This window comes from Maritalea porphyrae, assembly GCF_027213965.1.
Taxonomy (GTDB): domain Bacteria; phylum Pseudomonadota; class Alphaproteobacteria; order Rhizobiales; family Devosiaceae; genus Maritalea; species Maritalea porphyrae_A.
The window spans coordinates 574,754-598,960 of record NZ_JAPWGX010000003.1; the positions used below are offsets into that span (position 1 = coordinate 574,754).

The 24,207-nt window shown below is 49.3% G+C and carries 18 protein-coding genes; all 18 read left to right on the forward strand.

What is annotated here, in order from left to right; all coding sequences use genetic code 11:
• Positions 1-4 precede the first annotated feature (4 nt).
• The 18 genes from nuoL (at position 5) to bamA (ending at position 24,169) form a co-directional block, all read left to right on the forward strand.
• Positions 5-2,053 (forward strand): NADH-quinone oxidoreductase subunit L, encoded by a 2,049-nt coding sequence (gene nuoL / locus O4H47_RS11710; RefSeq protein WP_269394159.1) that lies wholly within the window; start codon positions 5-7, stop codon positions 2,051-2,053.
• Positions 2,050-3,567 carry an NADH-quinone oxidoreductase subunit M gene (locus tag O4H47_RS11715; RefSeq protein WP_419719619.1) on the forward strand — a complete coding sequence of 506 codons (1,518 nt, stop codon included), beginning with the start codon at positions 2,050-2,052 and terminating at the stop codon, positions 3,565-3,567. The genes nuoL and O4H47_RS11715 overlap by 4 nt, the downstream gene beginning before the upstream one ends.
• Positions 3,568-3,576: 9 nt before the next feature.
• On the forward strand, positions 3,577-5,025 hold the full coding sequence (gene nuoN, locus O4H47_RS11720; RefSeq protein WP_269394160.1) for an NADH-quinone oxidoreductase subunit NuoN: 1,449 nt from the start codon (positions 3,577-3,579) through the stop codon (positions 5,023-5,025).
• Positions 5,026-5,817 (forward strand): biotin--[acetyl-CoA-carboxylase] ligase, encoded by a 792-nt coding sequence (locus O4H47_RS11725; protein WP_269394161.1) that lies wholly within the window; start codon positions 5,026-5,028, stop codon positions 5,815-5,817.
• Entirely contained in the window at positions 5,817-7,481 is a 1,665-nt protein-coding gene (locus tag O4H47_RS11730; RefSeq protein ID WP_269394162.1) for a ribonuclease J, read from the forward strand. The genes O4H47_RS11725 and O4H47_RS11730 overlap by 1 nt, the downstream gene beginning before the upstream one ends.
• Positions 7,482-7,502: 21 nt before the next feature.
• Complete coding sequence (locus O4H47_RS11735) at positions 7,503-7,751, forward strand: DUF1467 family protein (RefSeq protein ID WP_269394163.1); 249 nt, start codon at positions 7,503-7,505, stop codon at positions 7,749-7,751.
• Between the two features lie 362 nt (positions 7,752-8,113).
• The gene (gene proS, locus O4H47_RS11740) at positions 8,114-9,463 is read left to right on the forward strand and encodes a proline--tRNA ligase (protein ID WP_269394164.1); all 1,350 of its coding nucleotides are present in this window, start codon (positions 8,114-8,116) and stop codon (positions 9,461-9,463) included.
• A gap of 3 nt (positions 9,464-9,466) precedes the next feature.
• Positions 9,467-10,831 carry an ABC transporter permease gene (locus tag O4H47_RS11745; protein ID WP_269394165.1) on the forward strand — a complete coding sequence of 455 codons (1,365 nt, stop codon included), beginning with the start codon at positions 9,467-9,469 and terminating at the stop codon, positions 10,829-10,831.
• The gene (locus O4H47_RS11750) at positions 10,824-11,516 is read left to right on the forward strand and encodes an ABC transporter ATP-binding protein (RefSeq protein ID WP_269394166.1); all 693 of its coding nucleotides are present in this window, start codon (positions 10,824-10,826) and stop codon (positions 11,514-11,516) included. The genes O4H47_RS11745 and O4H47_RS11750 overlap by 8 nt, the downstream gene beginning before the upstream one ends.
• 331 nt (positions 11,517-11,847) lie before the next feature.
• Complete coding sequence (gene dnaE / locus O4H47_RS11755; RefSeq protein WP_419719626.1) at positions 11,848-15,315, forward strand: DNA polymerase III subunit alpha; 3,468 nt, start codon at positions 11,848-11,850, stop codon at positions 15,313-15,315.
• Between the two features lie 200 nt (positions 15,316-15,515).
• Positions 15,516-16,544, forward strand: a complete 1,029-nt coding sequence (rpsB, locus tag O4H47_RS11760) for a 30S ribosomal protein S2 (RefSeq protein ID WP_269394168.1) — start codon at positions 15,516-15,518, stop codon at positions 16,542-16,544.
• Positions 16,545-16,612: 68 nt separating this feature from the next.
• The gene (tsf, locus tag O4H47_RS11765; protein WP_269394169.1) at positions 16,613-17,545 is read left to right on the forward strand and encodes a translation elongation factor Ts; all 933 of its coding nucleotides are present in this window, start codon (positions 16,613-16,615) and stop codon (positions 17,543-17,545) included.
• Positions 17,546-17,598: 53 nt separating this feature from the next.
• Positions 17,599-18,324 (forward strand): UMP kinase, encoded by a 726-nt coding sequence (gene pyrH, locus O4H47_RS11770; RefSeq protein ID WP_269394170.1) that lies wholly within the window; start codon positions 17,599-17,601, stop codon positions 18,322-18,324.
• 12 nt (positions 18,325-18,336) lie between these two features.
• Positions 18,337-18,894, forward strand: a complete 558-nt coding sequence (gene frr, locus O4H47_RS11775) for a ribosome recycling factor (RefSeq protein WP_269394171.1) — start codon at positions 18,337-18,339, stop codon at positions 18,892-18,894.
• Between the two features lie 21 nt (positions 18,895-18,915).
• Positions 18,916-19,662, forward strand: coding sequence for an isoprenyl transferase (locus O4H47_RS11780; RefSeq protein WP_269394172.1), 747 nt, complete (start codon positions 18,916-18,918; stop codon positions 19,660-19,662).
• Between the two features lie 5 nt (positions 19,663-19,667).
• Positions 19,668-20,528 carry a phosphatidate cytidylyltransferase gene (locus tag O4H47_RS11785; protein ID WP_269394173.1) on the forward strand — a complete coding sequence of 287 codons (861 nt, stop codon included), beginning with the start codon at positions 19,668-19,670 and terminating at the stop codon, positions 20,526-20,528.
• Between the two features lie 29 nt (positions 20,529-20,557).
• Positions 20,558-21,667 (forward strand): RIP metalloprotease RseP, encoded by a 1,110-nt coding sequence (rseP, locus tag O4H47_RS11790; protein WP_269394174.1) that lies wholly within the window; start codon positions 20,558-20,560, stop codon positions 21,665-21,667.
• A 189-nt stretch (positions 21,668-21,856) separates the two neighbouring features.
• On the forward strand, positions 21,857-24,169 hold the full coding sequence (bamA, locus tag O4H47_RS11795; RefSeq protein ID WP_269394175.1) for an outer membrane protein assembly factor BamA: 2,313 nt from the start codon (positions 21,857-21,859) through the stop codon (positions 24,167-24,169).
• Positions 24,170-24,207: the final 38 nt, after the last annotated feature.

The following is a 24,207-nucleotide window of genomic DNA, read 5'->3' on the forward strand; positions in this document are numbered from 1 at the left end:
GGGCATGAACCAAACTCTCCTTCAATTGATCGTCTTCCTGCCGTTGCTCGGCGCGTTGATTGCTGGCCTTCTAGGCCGCTCAATTGGGCACCGCTCCTCAGAAATTGTGACGTCAAGCCTTTTGGTTTTGTCTGCGCTTTTCTCTTGGATTGTGTTTTTGCAATGGACCATGGGCGGCGGTGACGCTGGTCACGGGGCTGAAGCAGGGCACGGTGGTGAACACGCATTTGTTGCAGCTGAATCGGTCAAAGTTGAATTGTTCCGCTGGATTTCGACCGCAGGTCTTGATCTGCATTGGATGATCCGCGTTGACACATTGACGGCGGTGATGCTGGTGGTTGTGACGACTGTTTCCAGCTTGGTGCATATTTACTCGATTGGCTACATGCACGAAGATCCGCATCGTTCGCGTTTCTTTGCTTACCTATCGCTGTTTACATTTGCGATGTTGATGCTGGTGACAGCAAACAACTTCCTGCAAATGTTCTTCGGCTGGGAAGGTGTGGGCGTTGCTTCATACTTGCTGATTGGTTTCTGGTACAAAAAGCCAAGTGCAAACGCAGCGGCGATGAAAGCTTTTATCGTCAACCGGGTGGGTGACTTTGGTTTTGCTTTGGGTATCTTTGCAGCCTTTTTGATGCTCGGATCACTCGATTTTGACACCGCGTTTAGCCATGTGGCTGGTATGGAAGGCAAAACCATTTCGTTCCTTTGGGCGAATTGGGACGCGATGACCGTGATTTGTTTGCTCTTGTTCTTAGGGGCGATGGGTAAGTCAGCGCAGTTCTTGCTCCACACGTGGTTGCCTGATGCGATGGAGGGGCCGACACCTGTTTCGGCCTTGATCCACGCTGCAACCATGGTGACAGCTGGTGTATTTATGGTGGCGCGTTTGTCCCCCATGTTTGAAGCATCAGAAACAGCAATGACAGTTGTTGTTTATGTCGGTGCGATCACCGCGTTCTTTGCGGCAACTGTTGGTTTGGTTCAAAACGACATTAAGCGTGTTATTGCCTATTCAACCTGTTCACAACTTGGGTACATGTTTGTGGCCTTGGGGTTGGGCGCTTATTCAGCTGGCATTTTCCACTTGTTTACGCACGCGTTTTTCAAAGCTCTATTGTTCTTAGGTGCTGGTTCGGTGATCCATGCTATGCATCACGAGCAAGACATGCGCAAAATGGGTGGCATTAAAGACAAAGTGCCGTTGACCTATTGGATGATGATGATTGGTACTTTGGCGCTTACCGGTGTTGGTTTGCCTCTAAATCTTCTGTTTGACGCTTTGCCAAATCTTGGATTTGCAGGTTTCTACTCAAAAGACAGCATCATTGAAGCGGCATATGGCGCACACACTGCGGCCGGCGGGTTTGCCTTCTGGGCACTTGTTGTTGCTGCACTGTTCACAAGCTTTTATTCTTGGCGCTTGGTGCACCTTACGTTCCACGGTGAAACCCGTGCGTCTAAAGAAACGTTTGACCATGCGCATGAAAGCCCAATGGTAATGTTGGTGCCATTGTTTGTGCTTGCTGCTGGCGCGGTGTTTGCTGGCTACATTTGGTACGATAGCTTCTTTGGCCATGCTGAGCATGTCGAGCACTTCTTCAAAGGTGCGGTGGTTGTTGATGCACAATTGATTGACGATGCGCACCACGTGCCGGTTTGGGTTAAGCTTTCAGCGACCTTTGCAATGATCATCGGTTTCTTGGCGGCATGGTATTTCTACATCGTGAAGCCGGACGTACCAAAGACATTGGCGAAAGAGCATTCTGGTCTTTATGCCTTCTTGCTCAACAAATGGTACTTCGACGAATTGTACGACTTCTTGTTTGTTCGACCAGCCAAATGGATCGGCACTGCGCTTTGGCGCGGGTTCGATGATTGGCTGATTGACGGCATGATTGTTGGTGGTATCGCCCAACGGGTGAGAGACATAACAACTCAAGTCGTGCGTTTGCAGTCTGGCTATCTTTATCACTATGCGTTGGCGATGCTGATCGGTGTTGCGGCGCTAATAACCTGGGCGATTGCTGCAGGGGGCCTCCTAGGATGAATATTATAAACAACAACATCCTCACGATCCTTACGTTCCTGCCGCTGGTTGGCGTATTCTTTGTGTTGATCGTGCCGGGCAGTGATGCCTTGGCGAAAAACAACATGCGCTATATTGCGTTGGCAACAACCACGGTGACCTTTGTTTTCTCATTGGTCATGTGGTCGATGTTTGACGCAACGAACGTTGATTTCCAGTTCGTGCAGAACCACCAATGGATTGGTGATGTCATTGGCTATCGGATGGGCGTTGATGGGATTTCAATCCTGTTTATCGTTCTCACCGCGATGCTTATGCCTTTGTGTGTGCTTGCCAGTTGGGACAGCATTGACAAGCGGGTCAAAGAGTATTTGATCGCGTTTTTGTTACTTGAGTTCTTGATGATCGGCGTGTTTGCAACGCTTGATTTGGCTTTGTTCTACATCTTCTTTGAAGGTGGCCTGATCCCAATGTTCTTGATCATTGGTATTTGGGGCGGCAAAAACCGTATTCAGGCGAGCTACAAGTTCTTCTTCTATACGTTTGCGGGTTCAGTTTTGATGCTGTTGGCCATTATGGCCATGTATTGGCAGGCAGGTACTCTGGACATTCAGCAATTGCTCAAGTTCAAGTTTTCGCCTGAGGCACAATTCTGGTTATGGATTGCCTTCTTTGCATCCTTTGCGGTGAAAATGCCAATGTGGCCATTCCACCGTTGGTTGCCAGAAGCGCACGTGGAAGCGCCAACTGCAGGTTCGGTCATTCTGGCCGCGATCTTGCTGAAAATGGGTGGCTATGGGTTCTTGCGGTTCTCATTGCCCATGTTCCCAGACGCGTCAGCCTATTTTGCCGACTTTGTGTTCGTCTTGTCTGTGGTTGCTATTATTGCCACTTCTCTGGTTGCCTTGGTTCAAGACGACATTAAAAAGCTTATTGCTTACTCGTCTGTTGCCCACATGGGTTATGTGACGATGGGGATATTTGCGGGTAATGCGCTTGGTATTCAGGGTGCGATTTTCCAAATGATTTCACACGGTATCGTTTCGGGCGCATTGTTCCTCAGTGTTGGGGTGATTTACGACCGGATGCACACACGTGAGATTTCCGCTTACGGTGGCCTTGTTGAACGGATGCCAAAATACGCATTTGCCTTCATGATTTTCACAATGGCAAACGTTGGTTTGCCGGGCACAAGTGGATTTGTGGGTGAGTTCTTGGTTCTTGTTGGCGTGTTCCAGGTCAACACTTGGGTCGCATTCGGTGCCACATTCGGTGTGATCTTCTCCGCCTGCTATGCGCTTTGGCTCTATCGTCGGGTGATCTTTGGGGCGCTCGAAAAAGACACATTGAAATCGATTTTGGATATGTCACCGCGTGAAATGGTCATTATTGTGCCATTGATCGTTCTGACCATCTTCTTCGGTTTCTATCCAGCGCCAATTTTGGACGCGACCGCTGCGTCGGTTGAGGCACTGGTTTCACATTATCAAGCAGGCCTCACGCAGGTCGGTGCGCTCGTCGAAGTCGCGCACTAGGAGGAACAAATGGTATCTGATCTAACAAGTTTTGTTGCTCTTGCTCCCGCATATCCTGAGCTGTTGCTCGCGGTCGGGGCGATCATCTTGCTGATGATGGGTGTATTTAGCGACGCCAAATCTGGCAATACCACCATTGTTGGTGTGGCAATCGGTCTATTGGCCGTTACTGCGGTACTGGTTGCATTTCAATCTGAAGATGGTGTGCTGTTCAATGGTGCATTCATTCAAGATGGTTTTGCGCGCTACATGAAAGTATTGGTGCTGATCGGCTCTGCCGCGGCGCTCGTGCTATCTGTTTCCACCGCGTCGGATCACAACCTCAATAAGTTTGAATATCCTGTATTGGTCATTCTTGCTTCGTTGGGCATGTTGATGATGATTTCGGCAAATGATTTGATGTCGCTTTATATCGGCCTTGAGTTGCAGTCTCTGTCGCTTTACGTCATCGCTGCCTTTAAGCGTGATAGTGGTCGCGCCACCGAAGCTGGCCTTAAGTATTTTGTCCTTGGCGCTCTTTCATCTGGTATGCTGCTTTATGGCGCTTCCATGGTTTATGGCTTTACGGGTCAAACACAAATCGACGAAATCGCCAAAGTGATCTCACTTGGTGATCCGTCACTTGGTTTGATTGTTGGCTTGGTGTTCTTGCTTGCTGGTTTGGCATTCAAAATCTCAGCTGTGCCGTTCCACATGTGGACACCAGATGTTTATGAAGGCGTACCGACACCGGTAACCGCATTCTTTGCTTCTGCGCCAAAAGTGGCGGCGATGGCTTTGTTTATTCGCATTGTGTTCGACACATTTGAGCCCATTGCAAAAGACTGGCAGCAAATTGTGATCTTCTTGTCTTTGGCTTCAATGGTTCTGGCTGCCTTTGCGGCGATTGGGCAAAAGAAGTTAAAGCGTTTGATTGCCTACTCTTCTATTGGGCACGTTGGTTTTGCGCTTGTTGGTCTTTCAGCTGGTTCACAAACCGGGGTTGAAGGTGTTGCGATTTATATGGCGATTTATCTTGTCATGACGATTGGATTGTTTGCCTGCATTTTGGCGCTGCGCACGGATCAAGGGTATGTCGAAGATATATCTGATCTTGCAGGTATTGCGCAGACACGTCCATTCGTTGCTGCAGGTATTGCGCTCATCATGTTCTCGCTAATCGGACTGCCGCCACTTGCTGGGTTCTTTGCAAAGTGGGAAGTGTTCCTTGCTGCAATTGAAGCGCAATTGTTTGTGCTTGCAGTTGTTGGTGTATTGGCCAGTGCGGTAAGCGCATTCTATTACTTGCGGGTTATCCGCACCATGTATTTTGACGAACCAAACCATCAGTTCATCAATACGCCAAACGAATTGAACGTTGTCATCGCCTTGTCAGGCTTCTTGATTGTTGCATATGCAGTGGTCGTTGCTGGGCCGCTCAAAGACATTGCAGGTGTTGCTGCGGGCAGCTTGTTCTAGGTGATCAGTTTAGGTGAAAAGGCAGCGCAAAACGGATTTAGGCTGAGCCATGTTGAAAAGATAGATTCAACAAGCGCAGCATTAATGAAGGATGCGCTCGCCGGTGCCACTGGTCCGCAATGGCTGGTGGCAGATGAACAAGAAGACGGCAAAGGTCGTCGAGGGCGCTTTTGGAATTCACCCAAGGGCAATCTTTATGCATCATTGTTGCTCACTGACCCTGCGCCATCTGAAAAGATTGCGCAGTTGTCGTTTGTTATGGCGCTTGCTTTGCGTGATGCCGTTGTGGCGATCAATGAGCCTGGCGTTGGACCAACAGACGATGATATTGAAGTCAAATGGCCGAACGATCTGATTTTGTGTGATAAGAAGTGCGCGGGATTGCTGCTAGAAGGTGGCGTGAAGGGCCAGTCGCGTTTTGTGGTGGTTGGTCTGGGGGTAAACGTACTTTCGCACCCGGAAAAAGCAAACCATCCGGCGGGTAATCTAAATGAATGGGGCATTCACACATCCGTTGAGCACTTTTTTCCGTATCTAAGTGATGCGGTTGCATTGCGGTTAGAGCAATGGGCAATGGGACAAGGCTTTTCGGCGACTCGGCAGGATTGGCTTGCACATGCCTATAAAGTGGGCCAAGACATGCGGATTAACACAAGTACAGAGAGTTTTGTTGCCCGGTTAAACGGCGTTGATGAAACAGGTAATTTGATGGTGGACCAAATGGGTCGACCACGAACCATTACAGCGGGCGAGATATTTCCGCTCGATATGAATTTTGAAAGCAATAATTGATGAGTGATCAGTTGATTTTCGTTCCGCTTGGCGGCGTTGGCGAAATCGGAATGAATTTTGGCCTTTATGGATATGGCGCGCCTGAGAAGCGTAAGTGGCTTATTGTGGACTGCGGCCTAACCTTTGCCAAACCTGACCTTCCGGGCATTGATTTGGTGATGCCAGATATTCGTTTTCTGGAAGATGAAGTTGACAATATTGAAGGCCTAGTGCTGACCCACGCGCATGAAGACCATTACGGCGCGCTGTTGGACCTCTGGCCATATTTGGAATGCCCAGTGTTTGCGACCCCCTTCGCAAAGGCGATGACAGACAGCAAAGCCAAATCAAATAACTTCACTGAATCGGTGCCGATCACCGTTGTGAATGCTGGCGAGAAATTTAAAGCTGGTCCTTTTGCGCTTGAATTGATCAATGTTTCACATTCGATTCCAGAAAGCTGCTCGCTTTACATTGAAACAACTGCGGGCCGTGTGTTGCATACGGGGGATTGGAAACTCGATCCGTCGCCGATTGGTAACGATAAGACAGACGAAAAACGATTCCGTGAAATTGGAGAAGATCCAAGACCACTCGCAGTGGTTGGTGATAGTACCAATGCCATTCGTGAGGGCTCTAGCCCTGGCGAAGGTGAGGTTGCTGAAACGCTTTTCGAGTTGATCAGCAATGCGCCCCACCGGGTTGCTGTTACAATTTTCGCGTCAAACGTTGGGCGTATGATCTCGATTGCACGTGCTGCGCAAAAGGCGGGTCGCCATGTGGTCGCCGCTGGTCGCTCTGTTCATCGGGTGAGTGAAATCGCACGCGATTTGGGGTTGATGGATGATCTTGAACCGTTTTTAGATCAAGATGCGTACGGCTATTTACCTCGCGAAAAAGTTGTGTTGATCTGCACCGGTTCGCAAGGTGAGAGCCGGGCCGCTATGGCACGGATTGCGCGGGACGATCACCCTATGATTACCTTGGCAAAAGGTGATCGGGTTATTTTTTCGTCAAAAGCCATTCCGGGTAACGAGCGCGACGTTGGTGACATCCAAAACATGTTGATCAACCAAGGCGTTGAAATCATCACAGATCGGGACGCATTGATTCACGTTTCGGGGCACCCGCGTCGTGACGAATTGCGCCAGCTATATGATTGGCTCAAGCCTGACATTTTGGTGCCTGCGCATGGCGAGGCGCTGCATTTGGATGCTCATTTAAAACTTGGCCAAGACCTTGGTATCAAGCATTGCCTCAGCGTGCGAAATGGCGATTTGGCGCAGCTTTATCCGGTTGCCAGTGTCAACAAAGGCGAGGTGCCAAGTGGTCGTGTTTATCTGGATGGCGAGATTTTGTGTCAGCCTGAAGAGAGCGGTGTGCGTGATCGCCGTCGTCTTTCATTCAGCGGTACGGTAAACCTGTCGCTTTGTGTCAATTCAAAGGGGCAAGTGTTGCATGCGCCTGAGTTTGAGTTGGTTGGTTTGCCGGCTTTGGTTGACGAAGATGGTGATTTTGCCGAGGTGGTAGAAGCCGCTATTGAATCAACTGTAAAGTCTATGCCAGCGAAGAAACGTGCGGATAAGAAAGTCTTAGCCGAAGCGCTGCGGCGTTCAGTGCGTTCTGAAATCAATCAGCTTTGGGGCAAAAAGCCACATGTGAAGGTTTTTGTGCACCGCGTATAGAGCTTGAATAGGGGAAATATTATGGATCTATTAAGTTCAATTGCTTTGTATTTTGTGCTCTGGTGGCTTTGCCTGTTTATCGCACTGCCAATAGGTGTGCGCTCGTCACACGAAGCGGGTGCCGCTGTTGAAAGCGGAAATGAGCCCGGCGCTCCGATGAAAGCAAAGCTTTTGTTTAAAATGGGATTTGCGACCGTCTTGGCATTTATAATGCTCTATTTGGTGCGTTTGGGCATTTCTAGCGAGTGGTTGCAAAACTACTGGGGCTAGGTCATTTGGCTAAGCAGTAGTCAAAATAAAAGCAGAGCCGAAGCTCTGCCAAATAGTGTCGCGACAATGCATTGGTCTTATGCGTTCAAGACGTTGCCAATGTTCCTCCCTTGACCTTGTCAGCGAGATGGGTTTGCCATTTAAGTTCTGGCACTCCTCTCATTGGGATTGGACACTAACAAGGGTTTTGGCAGGTGTCATCACATTTTTGTCATGATTATGCGATTTTTGGCATGTTTGGTTTACTGGGGTGCTTAATAGGTAAAATCCGCCTTTTATCTTGATAATTCCGCCCATATGGCGTTTTCTCGCCACTGAACCTTCAATTCTCAATTCTCGAGTCGAAAAGAGCAGCTTTAGAAATGCGTCTTTCCCGTTATTTTTTGCCCGTCCTCAAAGAAACACCAAAAGAAGCTGAGATTGTTTCGCACCGCCTGATGTTGCGTGCCGGCATGATCAAGCAAGAAGCCAGTGGCCTTTATGCTTGGTTGCCGCTTGGTTACAAAGTGTTGCGCAAAGTTCAAGCCATTATTGAGCAGGAACAGGACCGGGCAGGCGCCCACGAAATGCTGATGCCAACGTTGCAGCCAGCAGATTTGTGGCGGGAAAGTGGACGGTACGACGACTACGGCAAGGAAATGCTGCGCGTAGAAGATCGACATGGCCGGGATTTGTTGTATGGACCAACAAACGAAGAAATGATCACGTCAGTTTTTCGGGCGAACGTGAAATCATACAAAGATTTGCCGCTAAACCTTTATCATATTCAGTGGAAATTCCGTGACGAGATTCGTCCGCGTTTTGGCACGATGCGGAGCCGCGAATTTTTGATGAAGGACGCTTATTCGTTTGATCTTGATAAAGAAAACTCGATCAAAGCCTACAACCGCATGTTTGTGGCCTATTTGCGCACTTATAAGCGCATGGGTTTGACCGCGATTCCGATGCAGGCCGAAACGGGCCCAATTGGCGGCGATTTGAGCCACGAATTTATCGTGTTGGCAGATACGGGCGAAAGTGGTGTGTTCTGCGATAGCGCTTTGCTGGACAAGCCAATTCCTTCGATTGATGTGGATTATGATGGTGATCTAAGCCCGATCGTTGACGAGTGGACGTCGCTATATGCCGCCACTGAAGACATGATTGAAATGGATAAGTTTGAAGCTGATGTGCCTGAGGAACGCCGAATTGCGGCGCGCGGCATTGAGGTTGGCCAAGTGTTCTATTTTGGTGAAAAATACTCTGAACCAATGGGCGCGAAGGTGACCAATGCGGACGGCGAAGAAGTTGCTGTGCATATGGGATCTTACGGAATCGGCCTTACGCGATTGTTGCCGGCCATTATTGAAGCCAGTCACGATGACGACGGCATCATCTGGCCTGTGTCGGTTGCACCATTTGAACTTGGTCTGATCAACTTGAAAGCCGGTGATGAGACATGTGTTGAGACCTGCCAAAAGCTTTATGGCGAGTTGAAATCTGCAGGCATCGACGTGCTTTATGACGATCGTGACATGGGTGCAGGCGGCAAGTTTGCAACAGCTGATTTGATTGGCTTGCCATTCCAGATGATTGTTGGGCCGCGCGGCCTTAAAAATGGCGAAGTTGAAATCAAAGATCGCAAAACGGGCGAGCGCAGCACAGTTTCTATAGAGGCAGCCGCTGAGCACATTCGCGCAATCATTGAACCTCTGCGTTTGGATACGATCTAGTTTATGGCGAACAACAGCGCGAAGATGATTGAAAAGAACCGTCCGTTTTCCCCATTCGAGTTTATGGTGTCTTGGCGATACCTGCGGGCCCGACGGGAAGAAGCTTTTATTTCAGTCATTGCCGCGCTGACGCTGACCGGCATTGCGATTGGTGTGGCCACACTGATCGTTGTGACATCTGTGATGAATGGTTTTCGCGCGGAGTTGTTGGATAAGATCCTTGGGTTGAACGGCCATTTTACTGTGTTTCCGATCGAAGCGCAGTTTGAAGACTATGGCGATGTTTTGATGCGGATGGAAGAAGTGGACGGGGTGCAGTCCGTGGTGGCCTTTGCAGAAGGGCAAGCGCTTGCTTCTGGCGTTGGGCAATCTACGGGCGTTTCAGTGCGTGGCATGTCTTTGCATGACATTGAAAAACTACCGTCTCTAAAGAAATCCGTCATACTTGGTGGCTTTGGAGGCTGGGATCAAAGCCGGGGCCTTGCGATTGGCATTCGTCTGGCACAAAAGCTAGGGGTGTCGGTTGGTGATCCAGTAACAATTATTACGCCAGATGGGATCATCACACCATTTGGTACCACGCCACAAATCCGTTCCTACCCGGTGAGCGTTATCTTTGAATTGGGCATGGTGGAGTTCGACAGCTTTTATGTTTTTATGCCGCTGCAACAAGGGCAAGACTATTTTCAGCTTTATCGTGATGTCTTAAAGGACGGGCAGGAACCACTGCCGTTTGATGCGACGGACGAGCAGATAGACAATGCATACGAGCGAATTTATCGCGTGAGCGCCATGGAAGTGTTTTTGGACAATCCCGATGCCACCACCGCCATGCGTGATCCGCTGCAGTTGGCTGCCGGGCGGCCAATGATTTTCACCGATTGGCAAAGGCGCAATGAGACATTTTTCTCAGCTTTGCAAGTTGAGCGCGTAGTGATGTTTGTCATTCTGTCGATGATTGTTTTGGTCGCTGTTTTCAACATTATTTCTTCGCTCGTGATGCTGGTGAAGGAAAAGAATGCGGATATTGCGGTATTGCGAACCATTGGGGCCACCCGGGCGTCGATTATGCGCATATTCTGTATGACTGGTACTGCCATTGGTGTGGCAGGCACCTTAATTGGCCTTGTGGTTGGGTTGCTTGTCGCGTCCAATGCGGAGGCATTGCGCGCTTGGATATCCGATACCATCGGCATTGCTTTGTTTCCGCCCGAAGTGTTCTTTTTGTCCGAGTTACCGTCTAAAACAGATCCGGTTGAAGTGGCATTTGTTGTGGGCATGGCGTTAATCTTGAGTTTTTTGGCTTCGCTTTACCCCGCGTGGCGCGCCGCACAATATGATCCAGTTGAGGCATTGCGTTATGGTTGATAAAAACGTGAAGCTGAAGCTTGAAGATATTCACCGCACATATGAGCAAGGTGAGGGCGAACTCAAGATTTTGCAAGGCGCTGATCTTGAAATTATGAGTGGCGAAATAGTTGCGCTTGTTGCGCCTTCTGGTGCGGGCAAGTCAACATTGTTGCATGTGTCTGGCTTGCTAGAACGGGCGGACGAGGGGCGTGTCACTATTTGTGATGTGCCCACAGATGGTTTGTCAGATCGCGAGCGCACCTTGGTTCGCCGCCAACACGTTGGCTATATCTATCAGTTCCATCATCTCTTGCCAGAATTCAACGCCACAGAAAATGCGATGATGCCTTTGCTTATTGCGGGTATTAGCGACAGTGAAGCGCGTGCGCGTGGTGATGAACTGTTGGAAATGATGGGTTTGACACAACGCGGAACGCACCGTCCTGCGCAATTGTCAGGTGGAGAACAACAACGGGTTGCGATTGCACGCGCGTTGGCCAACTCGCCGGGACTTATTTTGGCCGATGAGCCGACTGGCAACCTTGATCCTGAAACAAGCACCATTGTGTTTGATTTGTTGGCAAACTCGATCCGCAATCATGATGCTGCAGGCCTGATCGCAACGCACAACTATGATATCGCTAAACGCGCCGATCGTGTGCTGACGCTTAAAGACGGCAAACTGGTACCGTTCACGTTTTAATCCACAGCCTTGGATATCTTGCGAAATTGCCCTGGGGTCTATGACCTCAAGGCGCGTCCCTACGTATGTTTACCATAATTGAATTCGCTAGTTTTGTCCTGTGGGAATGCTGTGGACAAGAACAAAAGGAGAATATATAAGAACAAATAGGAAACATGGAGATAAGCATGACACATTTGATTAAAGACGTGATGGCCCTTTGTTCAATTACAGCATTCAGCGCTGCAACGCTGGTTTGGCTTGATATTCTGTCTACGCTGTCCTGACACTTGTGCATGAAACCATATACTGGCTTGGCGGCGAGCATCGGCTCTCTTAAAAGTAGAATATGATGACAAATGGTCCCGGCTTCATTCACCTGCACGCACACTCGGCTTATTCGCTTCTTGAAGGGGCGATCAAGTTGCCCAAGCTTATTGACTTGGCTATTGCCGATGAGCAACCGGCGCTAGGGATTGCAGATACAAGCAACCTGTTCGGGGCCTTGCAATTTTCCACCATGGCAAGCTCCAAAGGATTGCAGCCCATCGTTGGGTGTGAAATACCGCTGCAGTTCGAACCACCTGAGGATATTCCAGGCAAAGAGCGCAAAAAATTCGCCAAAGAATCGATTGTATTGATTGCGCAGTCTGAGACGGGTTTTGAGCATCTAAGTGAATTGGTGTCTCAAGCCTATTTGCAAAGTGCAGATGGGTTGGCCCAATTGCATTTGGATTGGCTTGATGGAGAACTTACTGGCGATCTAATTTGTCTGAGCGGTGGGCTAGAAGGTGGGATTGATCCTGCTTTTGCGCAAGGTTATGACGCTGTTGCTATTGAGCGGTTGAATGCCTTGAAAGAACGGTTTGGAGATCGTTTCTATATCGAGTTGCAGCGCCACGATATTGAACGGCAACAACTCACCGAACCCCAATTGGTCGATTACGCCTATGCGAACGGCATTCCTTTGGTGGCCACCAATGAGCCGTTTTTTGCAAAATCTGATGATTTTGAATCTCATGATGCGTTGCTGGCCGTTGCTGGGGGCAGTGTGGTGGCGCAAACCGAGCGGCGAAAGCTTTCCCAAGAGCATTATTTTAAGTCGCGCCAGGAAATGTGTGATCTGTTTGCCGATTTGCCTGAGGCATTGTCGTCAACCATTGAGATCGCTGAGCGCTGCCACTTCAGCCCGCAAGAGCGTGGGCCAATTCTACCTAACTTTGCCGCTCCTGCTCATCTAAGTGCGGATGAAGCGGTTGAGGCTGAAGGCAAAGAGTTGGCGCGCCAAGCGGAAGAAGGACTTGATAGGTTTCTTGCAGAGATTGGTCCCGCCGAGGGACTAACCGAAAAGGACTATCGCGACAGATTGGCGTTTGAGTTGAACGTCATTGTGAACATGAAGTTCCCCGGTTATTTTTTGATTGTGGCTGACTTTATCAAGTGGGCCAAGAATCAGGGCATTCCAGTTGGGCCGGGCCGGGGGTCTGGTGCGGGGTCTTTGGTTGCTTATTCTTTGACCATCACCGATCTTGATCCACTGCGATATGCGTTGCTGTTCGAACGGTTTTTGAACCCTGAACGTGTGTCCATGCCCGACTTTGATATCGATTTTTGCCAAGATCGTCGCGAAGAAGTCATTCGCTACGTTCAGCAAAAATACGGTGCTGAGCAGGTGGCGCAGATCATCACATTTGGATCGCTGCAGGCGCGTGCGGTATTGCGCGATGTGGGGCGTGTGCTGCAAATGCCTTACCCACAAGTGGACCGTATTTGTAAGCTTGTGCCTTCAAATCCCGCCAATCCTGTCACGTTGAAAGAAGCAATTGATGGTGAGCCTCGTTTGCAAGAAATGCGGGACGAGGAAGAAACGGTAGCTGATTTGCTCGCCATTGGGCAAAAGCTAGAAGGCCTTTATCGGCACGCTTCCACGCATGCTGCGGGTATCGTTATTGGCGATCGGCCTTTGCAGCAATTGGTGCCCCTATATCGTGATCCGCGTTCGGACATGCCCGTATCCCAGTACAATATGAAAGTGGTGGAGAATGCGGGGCTGGTCAAATTTGACTTTTTGGGCCTCAAAACGCTTACCGTGATTGATTATGCGGTCAAAAACATCAACCGCAATGGTGGCGACTTCTCAATCGAAAAAGCGCCACTTGACGATGAGTTGACCTATTCACTTTATGCCAAAGGCGAAACGGTTGGTGTGTTCCAGGTGGAGAGCCCGGGTATGCGCCGCACACTGCTGGACATGAAGCCGGATAGGTTTGAAGATATTATTGCGCTTGTGGCGCTTTATCGTCCCGGTCCGATGGACAATATCCCAAGTTTTTGTGCGCGTAAGCATGGCACCGAGAAGCCTGACTATATGCATGAAAAGCTTAAGCCCATCCTTGAAGAGACGTTTGGCATTATCGTCTACCAAGAACAGGTGATGCAGCTTGCCCAAGTTTTGTCTGGCTATACGCTTGGTGAAGCGGACGTGTTGCGCCGGGCGATGGGTAAAAAGATCAAGTCAGAAATGGACAAGCAAAAAGCCTTGTTCGTAGACGGCGCGGTAAAGCAAGGGGTCAATAAGGCCCAAGCGGCCAATATATTTGAACTTGTGGCCAAATTTGCCAATTATGGCTTTAACAAATCCCACGCGGCCGCTTATGCCTTGGTGTCTTATCAGACGGGATATTTGAAGGCCCATTATCCCAAAGAGTTCTTGGCAGCCTCAATGACGCTCGATATGGGGAACACCGAAAAACTGAACGATTTCAAACGTGAAGCGAATAGACTTAATATTGAGGTTAAACCGCCATGCGTTAATTCCTCAGAAGTTCATTTTTCGGTTCATGGTGAAGCGATCCATTATAGTCTTTGTGCGGTAAAGGGCGTTGGGCGCAATGTTGCCGAGCATATTCTTGCTGTGCGTGGCGACCAGCCGTTTACCGACTTGGCGGATTTTGCGTCCCGTATTGACCCCAAAATTGTCAATCGACGTACACTTGAAACCCTGACGTGTGCCGGCGCATTCGATCAAATGGGGCAACGGCGCGAAGATGTGATTTCGTTAGTGGATACGATCGTCAGTTCTGCGCAACGGGCATCAGCCAATCGGAATGAAGGGGTGATTGATATGTTCTCCGCCGATCGGCCCGAACCAATTGTGGCGGCTAAGGGCATTAAATCTTGGCCTCTTTCTGAGCGGTTGGCGAAAGAGTTTTCGGCCATTGGCTTCTATTTATCTGCGCACCCGCTAGATGATCACAAGTCGCTTTACACTGAAGGTTATGTGCAGGGATGGACTTCGTTTGAAAAAGCAGCGCGCTCCGGTGCGAAGGCGGGGCGTTTGGCGGGCACCATTGCATCGCGGAACGACCGGAAAACCCGCAAAGGTTCAAACATGTCGATCCTCACCTTGTCGGACCCAACTGGTACGTTTGAGTGTTTGGTGTTTTCCGAACAGCTTGACCGTTTTGATGCCCAGCTCACGGCGGGGCAGTCGGTGGTGTTGGAAGTTGAGGCAGATTCGCAACCTGACGGTGTTCGGTTGCGCTTGATCAATCTGCAATCCATCGACAAAGCAGTGGCGCGCATGGCCAATAAATTGACGCTCTATCTGGAGAATGTTGATGGATTATCTTCATTGAAGAACCAATTGACCCGAGGTGGTGAGGGACAGGTGAGCGTGATTGTTATGGGTGAAGATAAATCCAAAGAGTTTGAGATTGAATTACCCGGCAGCTATCGTTTGTCCCATGAATTGGCAAGCTCTTTGAAGGTCATTCCAGGCGTGGAAGATGCCAAGGTAAGCGTAGAAAAGGCCCAATAACGCGCGGTTTTGTGTCCCTTTTGGCCTTTTGTTCGCACATGGGCACTTCGGTGTTGCTATTCATTTGAACTTGTTGTACATCCGCGCTGTTAAATTCACACGCAGGGTAAGGTTTTCCTTTTGGACGCCTACCGGTGACACGAAACAAAGTGTTGCAATGCCTTGCGGCGGACATAACCGGTTTAAAGGAGAGAAGGCCAATGGCACTTCCAGATTTTTCTATGCGTCAATTGCTCGAAGCGGGCGTACACTTCGGTCACCAAAAACACCGTTGGAACCCAAAGATGGAAAAGTTCATCTTTGGTGTTCGTAATGACATTCACATCATCGATCTTGCCCAAACTGTTCCAAACCTTCACCGCGCGTTGAAGCTTGTTTCTGATACAGTTGCTGAAGGCGGTCGTGTGTTGTTTGTTGGCACAAAGCGCCAAGCTGCACCAGTTGTTGCAGAAGCTGCACAACAGTGCGCTCAGTACTATGTGAACTCACGTTGGTTGGGTGGCATGCTCACCAACTGGCAGACAATTTCTAAGTCGATTGCCCGTTTGCGTGAACTTGAAGAGCAAAAAGACATTGCTGGCTTGACCAAAAAAGAGCGTTTGCAGCGTTCACGCGAGCAAGAGCGTCTTGAGCGCGATCTAGGCGGCATCAAAGACATGGGCAATGTGCCTAACTTGTTGTTCGTTATCGACACTAACAAAGAAGCAATTGCTTTGCACGAAGCACGTCGCTTGGGCATTCCTGTTATCGCGATTTCAGATACAAACTGTGATCCTGAAGCCGTTGATTTGCCAATTCCTGGTAACGACGATGCCGCACGCGCCATTGAGCTTTATTGCTCATTGATCTCACGCGCGGCTTTGGACGGCATTTCACGTTCATCTTCACAGTTTGGTGGCGATTTGGGCGAAGCTGTTGAGTTGCAAGAAGAGCCAGCTTTGGCTGCTGAAGTTGCACTTGAAGCACCTGCTGCTGAAGAAGCACCTGCTGTTGATGCGCCATTGTTTGAAAAGCCTGAAGGCGAAGCTGACGATTTGAAAAAAATCTCAGGTGTTGGCCCGGTGCTTGAAGGCAAGTTGAATGAACTTGGCATCTACACATACGCACAAGTTGCAGCCTTTACCCAAGACGACATCACCAATGTTGATGAGCGTTTGAGCTTTAAAGGTCGCATTGATCGTGATGGTTGGTTGGCACAAGCTGCAGAGCTTGCAAAATCAGCGTCATAATCCACGCGTATTGAGCCTAGATTGATGAAATGATTTGCCGGCTTTGTCCGGCAAGAAGGAGTGATAATATGGCTATCACAGCTGCACTTGTAAAAGAACTACGCGAAATGACCGGCGTAGGCATGATGGATTGCAAAAAAGCTCTTGGTGAAACCAATGGCGATTTGGAGGCAGCGGTTGATTGGTTGCGCACCAAAGGTTTGGCCAAAGCGGCTAAAAAAGCGAGCCGGGTTGCTGCTGAAGGTCTTGTTGCTGTTGCAACAAATGGTACTGTTGGTGCCGTGATCGAAGTAAACTCTGAAACTGATTTTGTTGCCCGCAACGAAGAGTTTCAAGCAATGGTTGCCCAAATCTCTAAAGTTGCTTTGGAAGATGGCGCTGATGTTGAAAAGCTTGCAGCCGCAACTTTCCCTGGCGCTGACCATTCAATTGCGGATGAAGTGACTAAAAAAGTAGCCAAAATTGGTGAAAACATGAACCTGCGTCGCAGTGCACGTGTTGAAGTCGAAAGCGGCATTGTTGGCTCATACATCCACAACCCTGTTGTTGATGGCATGGGTGGCATTGGTATTTTGATTGGTTTGAAAACAACCGGCAACACCGATGGTTTGGTGACACTTGGTCGTCAATTGGCCATGCACGTTGCTGCAGCTGATCCAGCTCCATTGGCTGTTTCTCAAGACGGTATTGACCCAGCAGTTGTTGAAAAAGAACGTGCTGTGTTTGCTGAACAAGCTGCTGAATCTGGCAAACCTGCTGCAATCGTTGAGAAAATGGTCGAAGGTCGCGTACGCAAATTCTACGAAGAAGTTTGCTTGCTATCTCAGACTTATGTGATCGATGGCGAAAGCAAAATTGCTGACGTTTTGAAAGCCGCTGAAAAAGATGCCGGCGCTCCAGTTGAAGTGACTGAATTTGTTCGCTTCGCAATTGGGGAAGGCATTGAAAAAGAAGAGCAAGATTTTGCAGCCGAGGTTGCAGCAGTGGCTGGTACAGCCTAACCTTTGCACAAAGAGATTCTCTTTCTCAAAGTGTAACAAAGGTTGGGGTGGCAATGGCCTCTCATTCGCTTAAGCGTATATTGATTAAAGTCTCCGGCGAAGCACTTGCCGGAGACAATTCATTCGGGATTGAACCCGAATTTCTTGACCAGGTTGCACGCCAGCTCTGGGACCTTTCCAATTCAGGTTTAGAAGTTGCGATTGTTGTCGGTGGCGGCAACATTTTCCGTGGCATGTCTGTTGCCGCCGGGGGCGCTGATCGCGTTGTTGGCGATCACATGGGGATGTTGGCAACGGTCATAAACTCTTTAGCCTTAGGCGATGCGATAAAGCGTTGCGGGGGAATGGCAAAGGTCTACTCCAATATTGCCATGCCTGCGGTTGCAGACACTTTTACGGTTCGGGATGCCCGAAGGGCCCTGGAAGAGGGAAAAGTGACCATTTGCGCGGGCGGTTCTGGAAACCCGTTTTTTACCACAGATACGGCCGCCGCGTTGAAAGCGGTTGAGTTGCAATGTGATGCCTTGTTCAAAGGTACGCAGGTTGACGGTGTGTATTCTGCTGATCCCAAATTGGACCCTGACGCGGTTCGGTTCGAGCAGGTCAGTTACGATGATGTGATTTCAAAAAATCTTAAAGTCATGGATATGGCTGCATTTGCCCTAGCGCGAGACAACAAACTGCCGATATATGTATATCAGCTTGATGTTGAAGGGGGCGTAAGCGCAGTGATTGAGGGAACGGCGGTTTCCACATTGGTCACTGAAAGCGCGGAATAAAGGAAGAAAAATATGTCAGAATTTTCAATCAGTGAACTTGATAGCCGCATGAAGAAGTCCATCGCTTCTATGCAAGAAGAGTTTGGCGGACTGCGCACCGGCCGCGCAAGCCCAAGCTTGCTTGAACCAGTGATGGTGGATGCGTACGGCTCAAAGATGCCAATTAGCCAAGTTGCAACCGTTTCTGCAGCGGACGCGCGGATGTTGACCGTACAGGTTTGGGACAAATCCATGACCCAAGCCGTAGAAAAAGGCATTCGCGAAAGCAACCTTGGCCTTAATCCTGCCGCAGAAGGCACGCTAATACGTGTAGCGTTGCCGGAGTTGAATGAAGAACGACGCAAGGAACTGACCAAAGTGGCGCACCAATATGCTGAGGCCGCGAAAGTTGCAGTTCGTCACATTCGTCGTGATGGCATGGACGTATTGAAAAAAATGGAAAAGGATGGCGACATTGGGAAAGATGATTTGCACACAGAATCTGAGAAAGTGCAAAAACTAACCGACAACGCTGTTGCTGAAATTGACAAGCTTTTGACGGCCAAAGAAGCCGACATCATGCGGGTTTAAAGAACGGAAAAACGATACTTCATGGACAGCGCCCTCGCCAAATCAACACCGCTAGAATTTACACCGGATCAGTTGCCGGTGCACATTGGTGTGATTATGGATGGCAATGGTCGATGGGCGCAAGCGCGCGGTAAACATCGGACCGAAGGGCACCGGGCAGGGGTTGAGGCACTTAGGCGCCTCATTACCTGTGCTGTGGAGTTTGACATCAAATACCTCACGATCTTCAGTTTTTCCTCCGAGAATTGGCAGCGGCCAGCGGACGAGGTGAACACGATTTTGGGGTTGATGAAGAAGTTTGTCGCCTCGGACGTTGGCACATTTGTGCAGAACAATGTCCGAGTGCGAATTCTTGGCAGTCGCGTTGGGTTGAACAATTCTGTTCTTAAAATGATTGACGATGCTGAGCAACGCACCCAGCATTGCACGGGCCTGCAGCTAAATGTTGCTTTCAATTATGGCGCGCGCAGTGAAATGCTTGATGCTGCAAAGTCCATTGCTGCAAAGGTTGCGAGCGGCGAGATCCAATTGGATGATATCGACGAGAACCTTTTCAGCCAATCACTATACACTACCGGTTTGCCTGACCCTGATGTGATTTTTCGCACCAGTGGAGAGCAAAGGCTTTCAAACTTCTTGTTGTGGCAAGCGGCATATTCTGAGTTTGTTTTTTCAGAAGAGTATTGGCCTGACTTTGACCGCGCTTCCTTTTTGCGATTGCTTGATGCGTACACAGGTCGCAAGCGACGCTTTGGATGTGTGGGGTAAGTAGCGTGTCGGGGGATGTTGAGAGATCAGATAAAGCGAAGCAGAGCACGAATTGGGGAGATCTAAAACCTCGATTGCTTTCTGCTGTGGTCCTGATTCCCATTGTTGCTGCGGCAATCTTTATTGGTCATCTGGCCGTCGCGCTGCTGATTGCTGGTGTGCTCGTTGTTGCTTACCACGAGTGGTCACTGATGACCAACGCAGGCAAACTTTCGCGGTTTAGCTATTTCACAATGGGCATGTTGGCCGTTTCTGCCATTGCTTACCCGATTGTTGGTTTTTGGATCAGTCTTGGGTTGTTCCTTGCGACGGGTGTTTTGACCGCGGTTCTTACTGATGGTGTCGGGCGGTGGCCCACTTCTGGAATGGCCGCTGGTTTTCTGGGCTTTGCTGGCCTTTGCGTGCTGGCTTTGCGTGGACAAGATGATGTGGGCATTCTGGCCACCGTTTATCTGACGGTGGTTATTTGGATGACGGACAGTGGCGCATTTTTTGCGGGTAGATTGTTTGGCGGCAAAAAACTGGCCCCCGTGTTGTCTCCCTCTAAAACCTGGTCAGGCGCTATTGGCGGTTTGGTTTTGGGCACGCTTGGCGGTACCATTGTTTGGGGCTTTGGCACGGGTTCACCGCTATTTATCGGGATTTTGATTTCGGCGGCCATCAGCATGTCCGCTCAAGGCGGGGACTTGGCTGAAAGTGCACTCAAACGACATTTTGTCATAAAAGACAGCGGCGACATTATTCCCGGCCACGGCGGAATTCTGGATCGCATTGATAGTTTCACCGTTGGCGCGGTGTTGCTCTATTTCATTGGCGTTGCTCATTTTACATCTGATCGCGTCGCTGAAGGTGTCTTGTGGTGGTAGAGCTGCCCGACACGGCAAAAGGATAAGTTTTGGAAAACATTGTAGCGCTATTCTTCATGATTGTGCCCTTTTTGGCGGTGCTGACCATCATCGTGTTCGTGCACGAAATGGGGCACTATCTTGTGGCGCGTTGGAACGGGATCGCGGTGCAAGTCTTTGCGATTGGCTTTGGGCCTGAACTGTTCGGGTTTAACGACAAGAATGGTACGCGTTGGAAAGTCTGTGCGATTCCGCTTGGTGGTTACGTAAAGTTCGTGGGCGATATGAACGCGGCGAGCATGCCCAATCGTGAAGGGTTGGAGCAATTTGATGCGCAAACGCAATCATCTCTGTTCTTTTACAAAAATGTTTGGCAACGCATAGCTGTTGTTATCGCTGGGCCGATTGCGAACATCATTTTCACCTTCATTGTGCTCTATGCGCTTTTGGTTGGGTTGGGTCGCTACACGCTGGAAGCCCAGATTGATGGCGTTGAACCCCAATCACCAGCTTCTATTGCCGGCTTTATGCCAGAAGATAGAATAGTCAGGGTGGATGGCTATTTGATTCGTAGCTTTGGTGATTTCCAACGGATTGTTGCCACCAGCCCTGAACGTGACATTCTCGTTGAAATCGATCGACTTGGTACAGCGATGACTTTGGATGTGCGCACCGGTGTCCGCGAGCGCACGGACCAGTTTGGCAATATATCTAACGTTGGGTATTTGGGGGTTTCGCGCAACGCAACGCAAGAAGATGTGATTTTTGTGCGCCCAAATCCAGTTGAAGCGGTGGTCATCACAGTTGACGAGATGATTTTGATTGTCGACCGCTCATTTAAGTTCTTGGGCGAATTGTTGGTTGGCAAAGGCGATGTGGACCAATTGGGTGGTCCGGTTAAAATCGCAAAGATCTCCGGAGAAGCCGCTACGCTTGGGGTGTTCACCCTGATCAACCTGATGGCGCTACTGTCGCTAAATATTGGGATCTTTAATTTGTTCCCCATCCCCATGTTGGATGGTGGGCACTTGGTCTATTATTTTTACGAAGTTGTGCGCGGGAAACCGCTAAGTGAGAAATTCCAAGAGATGGGTTATCGATTTGGAATGTTTATTGTTTTGTCACTAATGGTCTTTTCGGTCGTCAACGATATATTTTAGAATGTGATCGGTTTGCTTAGGTATTTATAAAGTGTTGCGCAAGGGGTGCACTGCACATCTTTTGGTAACGTAAAAGCCTATTAGGTCTTGCGTTTGGCTTAAGAAACAGTAAAACAGATCATGGAGTTAGTGTCGCAATCGGCAGGGAATACTGTGTTTGCGCGGGAAGTGCTGGAAGGCGTCGGGAATATGATTGCACGAGCAAAGCTTATACCAAGTTTGGTTTTGGGGATGTTGCTGATTTTGGGTGGGCCTTTGATGCCAAGTCAAATCAGTGGCTTACTTGGTGTTGAGGCGGCTTATGCTGCAACTGTCCGGTCTATTACAGTGACCGGAAACGAACGTGTGGATGACAGCACTGTTGTTTCTTTTCTTGCCTTGCGCAAAGGGCAGAATGCAACATCGTCAAAGATCGATGAATCAATTGACGCTTTGTATCAAAGCGGATTGTTCTCATCTGTTAGCGTTTCGATGTCGGGCAGCACACTTCGGATTGTCGTAAAAGAGAACCCAATTGTGTCTTCTGTGCTGTTTGAGGGTAACAAGAAATTCTCTGACGCCAAACTTTCCGATATGATTGAGACGTCCTCTCGCGGTGTTTACACCGAGGCGGCGGTTGCTCAAGACGCGCGCAATATTGAACTTGCCTACGATCAAGCCGGGTTTAACTCGGTTTCTGTGACTTCACGGACTGAAATTGGCGAAAACGCACGTATTAAGCTGACATTCTTGATTAATGAAGGTGATCGCGCGAGCATTGCCAAAATCAACTTTACGGGCAACCAGTCTATTGGCGATGCGCAATTGAAGGCAATTCTGCGCACCCATGAATCTCATTTGTTGAGCTGGTTGTTCCGTGATGACGTTTATGACGAAGACAAACTCAATGTAGATAGTGAGCTTGTGCGTTTGTATTACGCGGATCGTGGTTTCCCAGATGCGCAGGTTTTGTCTGCTGTTGCAGATTTTGATGCAGACCGAAATGCTTATTTCATCAACTTTACCATTGATGAAGGCGAGCGTTATGAGTTTGGCACGATTGACATTGAAACAAGCATTGTTGGCCTTGATGCGAATGCACTAAGATCATCAATTCGGACCCATGAGGGTCGTCGCTATTCACTCACAAGCCTACAGCGCACTGCCGCTGATATGTCTCGTGATTCTGCGCATCAAGGTTATTCGTTTGCAGAGGTTCGCCCACGTTTGGATCGCGATGTTGAAGCGAAGCGCTTTAACGTGACCTATTTGGTGGATGAAGGCGCGCGGCTTTATGTTGAGCGTATCAATGTTTTTGGTAACACACGCACACGTGATTTTGTTATCCGTCGTGAGTTTGAATTCGCTGAAGGCGACCCGTTCAACCGTACATTCTTGGCCGCTGGCCGCGATGCGTTGCAAGCGCTAGGGTTCTTCTCTCGTGTACAAGTCAACGTGGAGCAGGGTACTGCTGCTGACCGTGTTGTGATCAATGTGGTTGTTGAAGAAAAATCAACAGGCAGCTGGGGCGGTGGCGCGAGCTATTCTCCGCAAACCGGTTTTGGTGCCGAATTATCGCTTGAAGAAACAAACTTCCTTGGCAAGGGACAAAAACTGAAGCTTGCTATTGGTGGAACTTTGAGCAGTAGAACTTACGACTTCTCGTTCACTGAGCCGAAGTTCATGGGCCTTGATGTCTCTGCAGGAATTGATGCTTATCGTCGGACTGTGGATGAGGGCAAGCCTTACAACTATGGTACAGATTCAACGGGCTTCCAGTTCCGTGTTGGTGCACCTGTTGTTGACAAGCTGAGAGCTTCTGTGTTCGCCGGGTTTGATCAAACCACTTACACTGATACAGATGCCAATGCGCCGGCCTACATCACAGGTCTTGGTGGGGCAGTGAACAAAGCATTCGTTGGATATACGCTCAATTATACGGACGTCGATAATCAGATTTCGCCAAGCGAAGGCTATGCGCTCAATTTGACACAACAGTATGTTGGTATCGACCACAACTTGCTTAAGACTGAAGTTAAGGGCCGGTATTACATTCCAGTGCTGCCTGACCACGGCGTAGTTGCCAGCATCAAAGGTCAAGCTGGCATTATCAACGAACTTGGTGGTGGATCAGTTCACCCAACTGAAGCGTTTGTTCCAGGACCACAGTTGATCCGTGGGTTCAAGTCGCATGGCTATGGTCCAAAGAATGGCACCAATGCTTTGGGTATTTCCGAGTATGTTGCTGTGTCGGCTGAGGTTGAGTTCCCGCTTCCAGTGGTTCCAGAAGCCTATGGCCTGTCTGGTGCTGTTTGGGCAGATGCTGCATATCTTGGCGCATCTGGTTTGGACGGCTCTTTGATTACAAGTGGCAATGGCGTTCAAACACGTACGTCAATCGGCGCCAGCATCTTGTGGGATTCTCCACTTGGTCCATTGCGCGGTGACTTTGCACATGTACTCGACAAAGATGCAGCAGATGACACACAAGTATTTGCTCTCACAATTCAGACATTGTTCTAAGCAACAATCTACTTGACGGCATTAGGGGATCGCGGACA

What these genes read in the sequence shown, in the direction of transcription:
- O4H47_RS11780 (WP_269394172.1), top strand. Translation starts at nt 18,916, where the DNA reads ATGGACAGCGCCCTCGCCAAATCAACACCGCTAGAATTTACACCGGAT.
- frr (WP_269394171.1), top strand. Translation starts at nt 18,337, where the DNA reads ATGTCAGAATTTTCAATCAGTGAACTTGATAGCCGCATGAAGAAGTCC.
- proS (WP_269394164.1), top strand. Translation starts at nt 8,114, where the DNA reads ATGCGTCTTTCCCGTTATTTTTTGCCCGTCCTCAAAGAAACACCAAAA.
- nuoN (WP_269394160.1), top strand. Translation starts at nt 3,577, where the DNA reads ATGGTATCTGATCTAACAAGTTTTGTTGCTCTTGCTCCCGCATATCCT.
- O4H47_RS11745 (WP_269394165.1), top strand. Translation starts at nt 9,467, where the DNA reads ATGGCGAACAACAGCGCGAAGATGATTGAAAAGAACCGTCCGTTTTCC.
- tsf (WP_269394169.1), top strand. Translation starts at nt 16,613, where the DNA reads ATGGCTATCACAGCTGCACTTGTAAAAGAACTACGCGAAATGACCGGC.
- rpsB (WP_269394168.1), top strand. Translation starts at nt 15,516, where the DNA reads ATGGCACTTCCAGATTTTTCTATGCGTCAATTGCTCGAAGCGGGCGTA.
- nuoL (WP_269394159.1), top strand. Translation starts at nt 5, where the DNA reads ATGAACCAAACTCTCCTTCAATTGATCGTCTTCCTGCCGTTGCTCGGC.
- O4H47_RS11750 (WP_269394166.1), top strand. Translation starts at nt 10,824, where the DNA reads ATGGTTGATAAAAACGTGAAGCTGAAGCTTGAAGATATTCACCGCACA.
- O4H47_RS11715 (WP_419719619.1), top strand. Translation starts at nt 2,050, where the DNA reads ATGAATATTATAAACAACAACATCCTCACGATCCTTACGTTCCTGCCG.
- O4H47_RS11735 (WP_269394163.1), top strand. Translation starts at nt 7,503, where the DNA reads ATGGATCTATTAAGTTCAATTGCTTTGTATTTTGTGCTCTGGTGGCTT.
- O4H47_RS11730 (WP_269394162.1), top strand. Translation starts at nt 5,817, where the DNA reads ATGAGTGATCAGTTGATTTTCGTTCCGCTTGGCGGCGTTGGCGAAATC.
- bamA (WP_269394175.1), top strand. Translation starts at nt 21,857, where the DNA reads ATGATTGCACGAGCAAAGCTTATACCAAGTTTGGTTTTGGGGATGTTG.
- pyrH (WP_269394170.1), top strand. Translation starts at nt 17,599, where the DNA reads ATGGCCTCTCATTCGCTTAAGCGTATATTGATTAAAGTCTCCGGCGAA.
- dnaE (WP_419719626.1), top strand. Translation starts at nt 11,848, where the DNA reads ATGACAAATGGTCCCGGCTTCATTCACCTGCACGCACACTCGGCTTAT.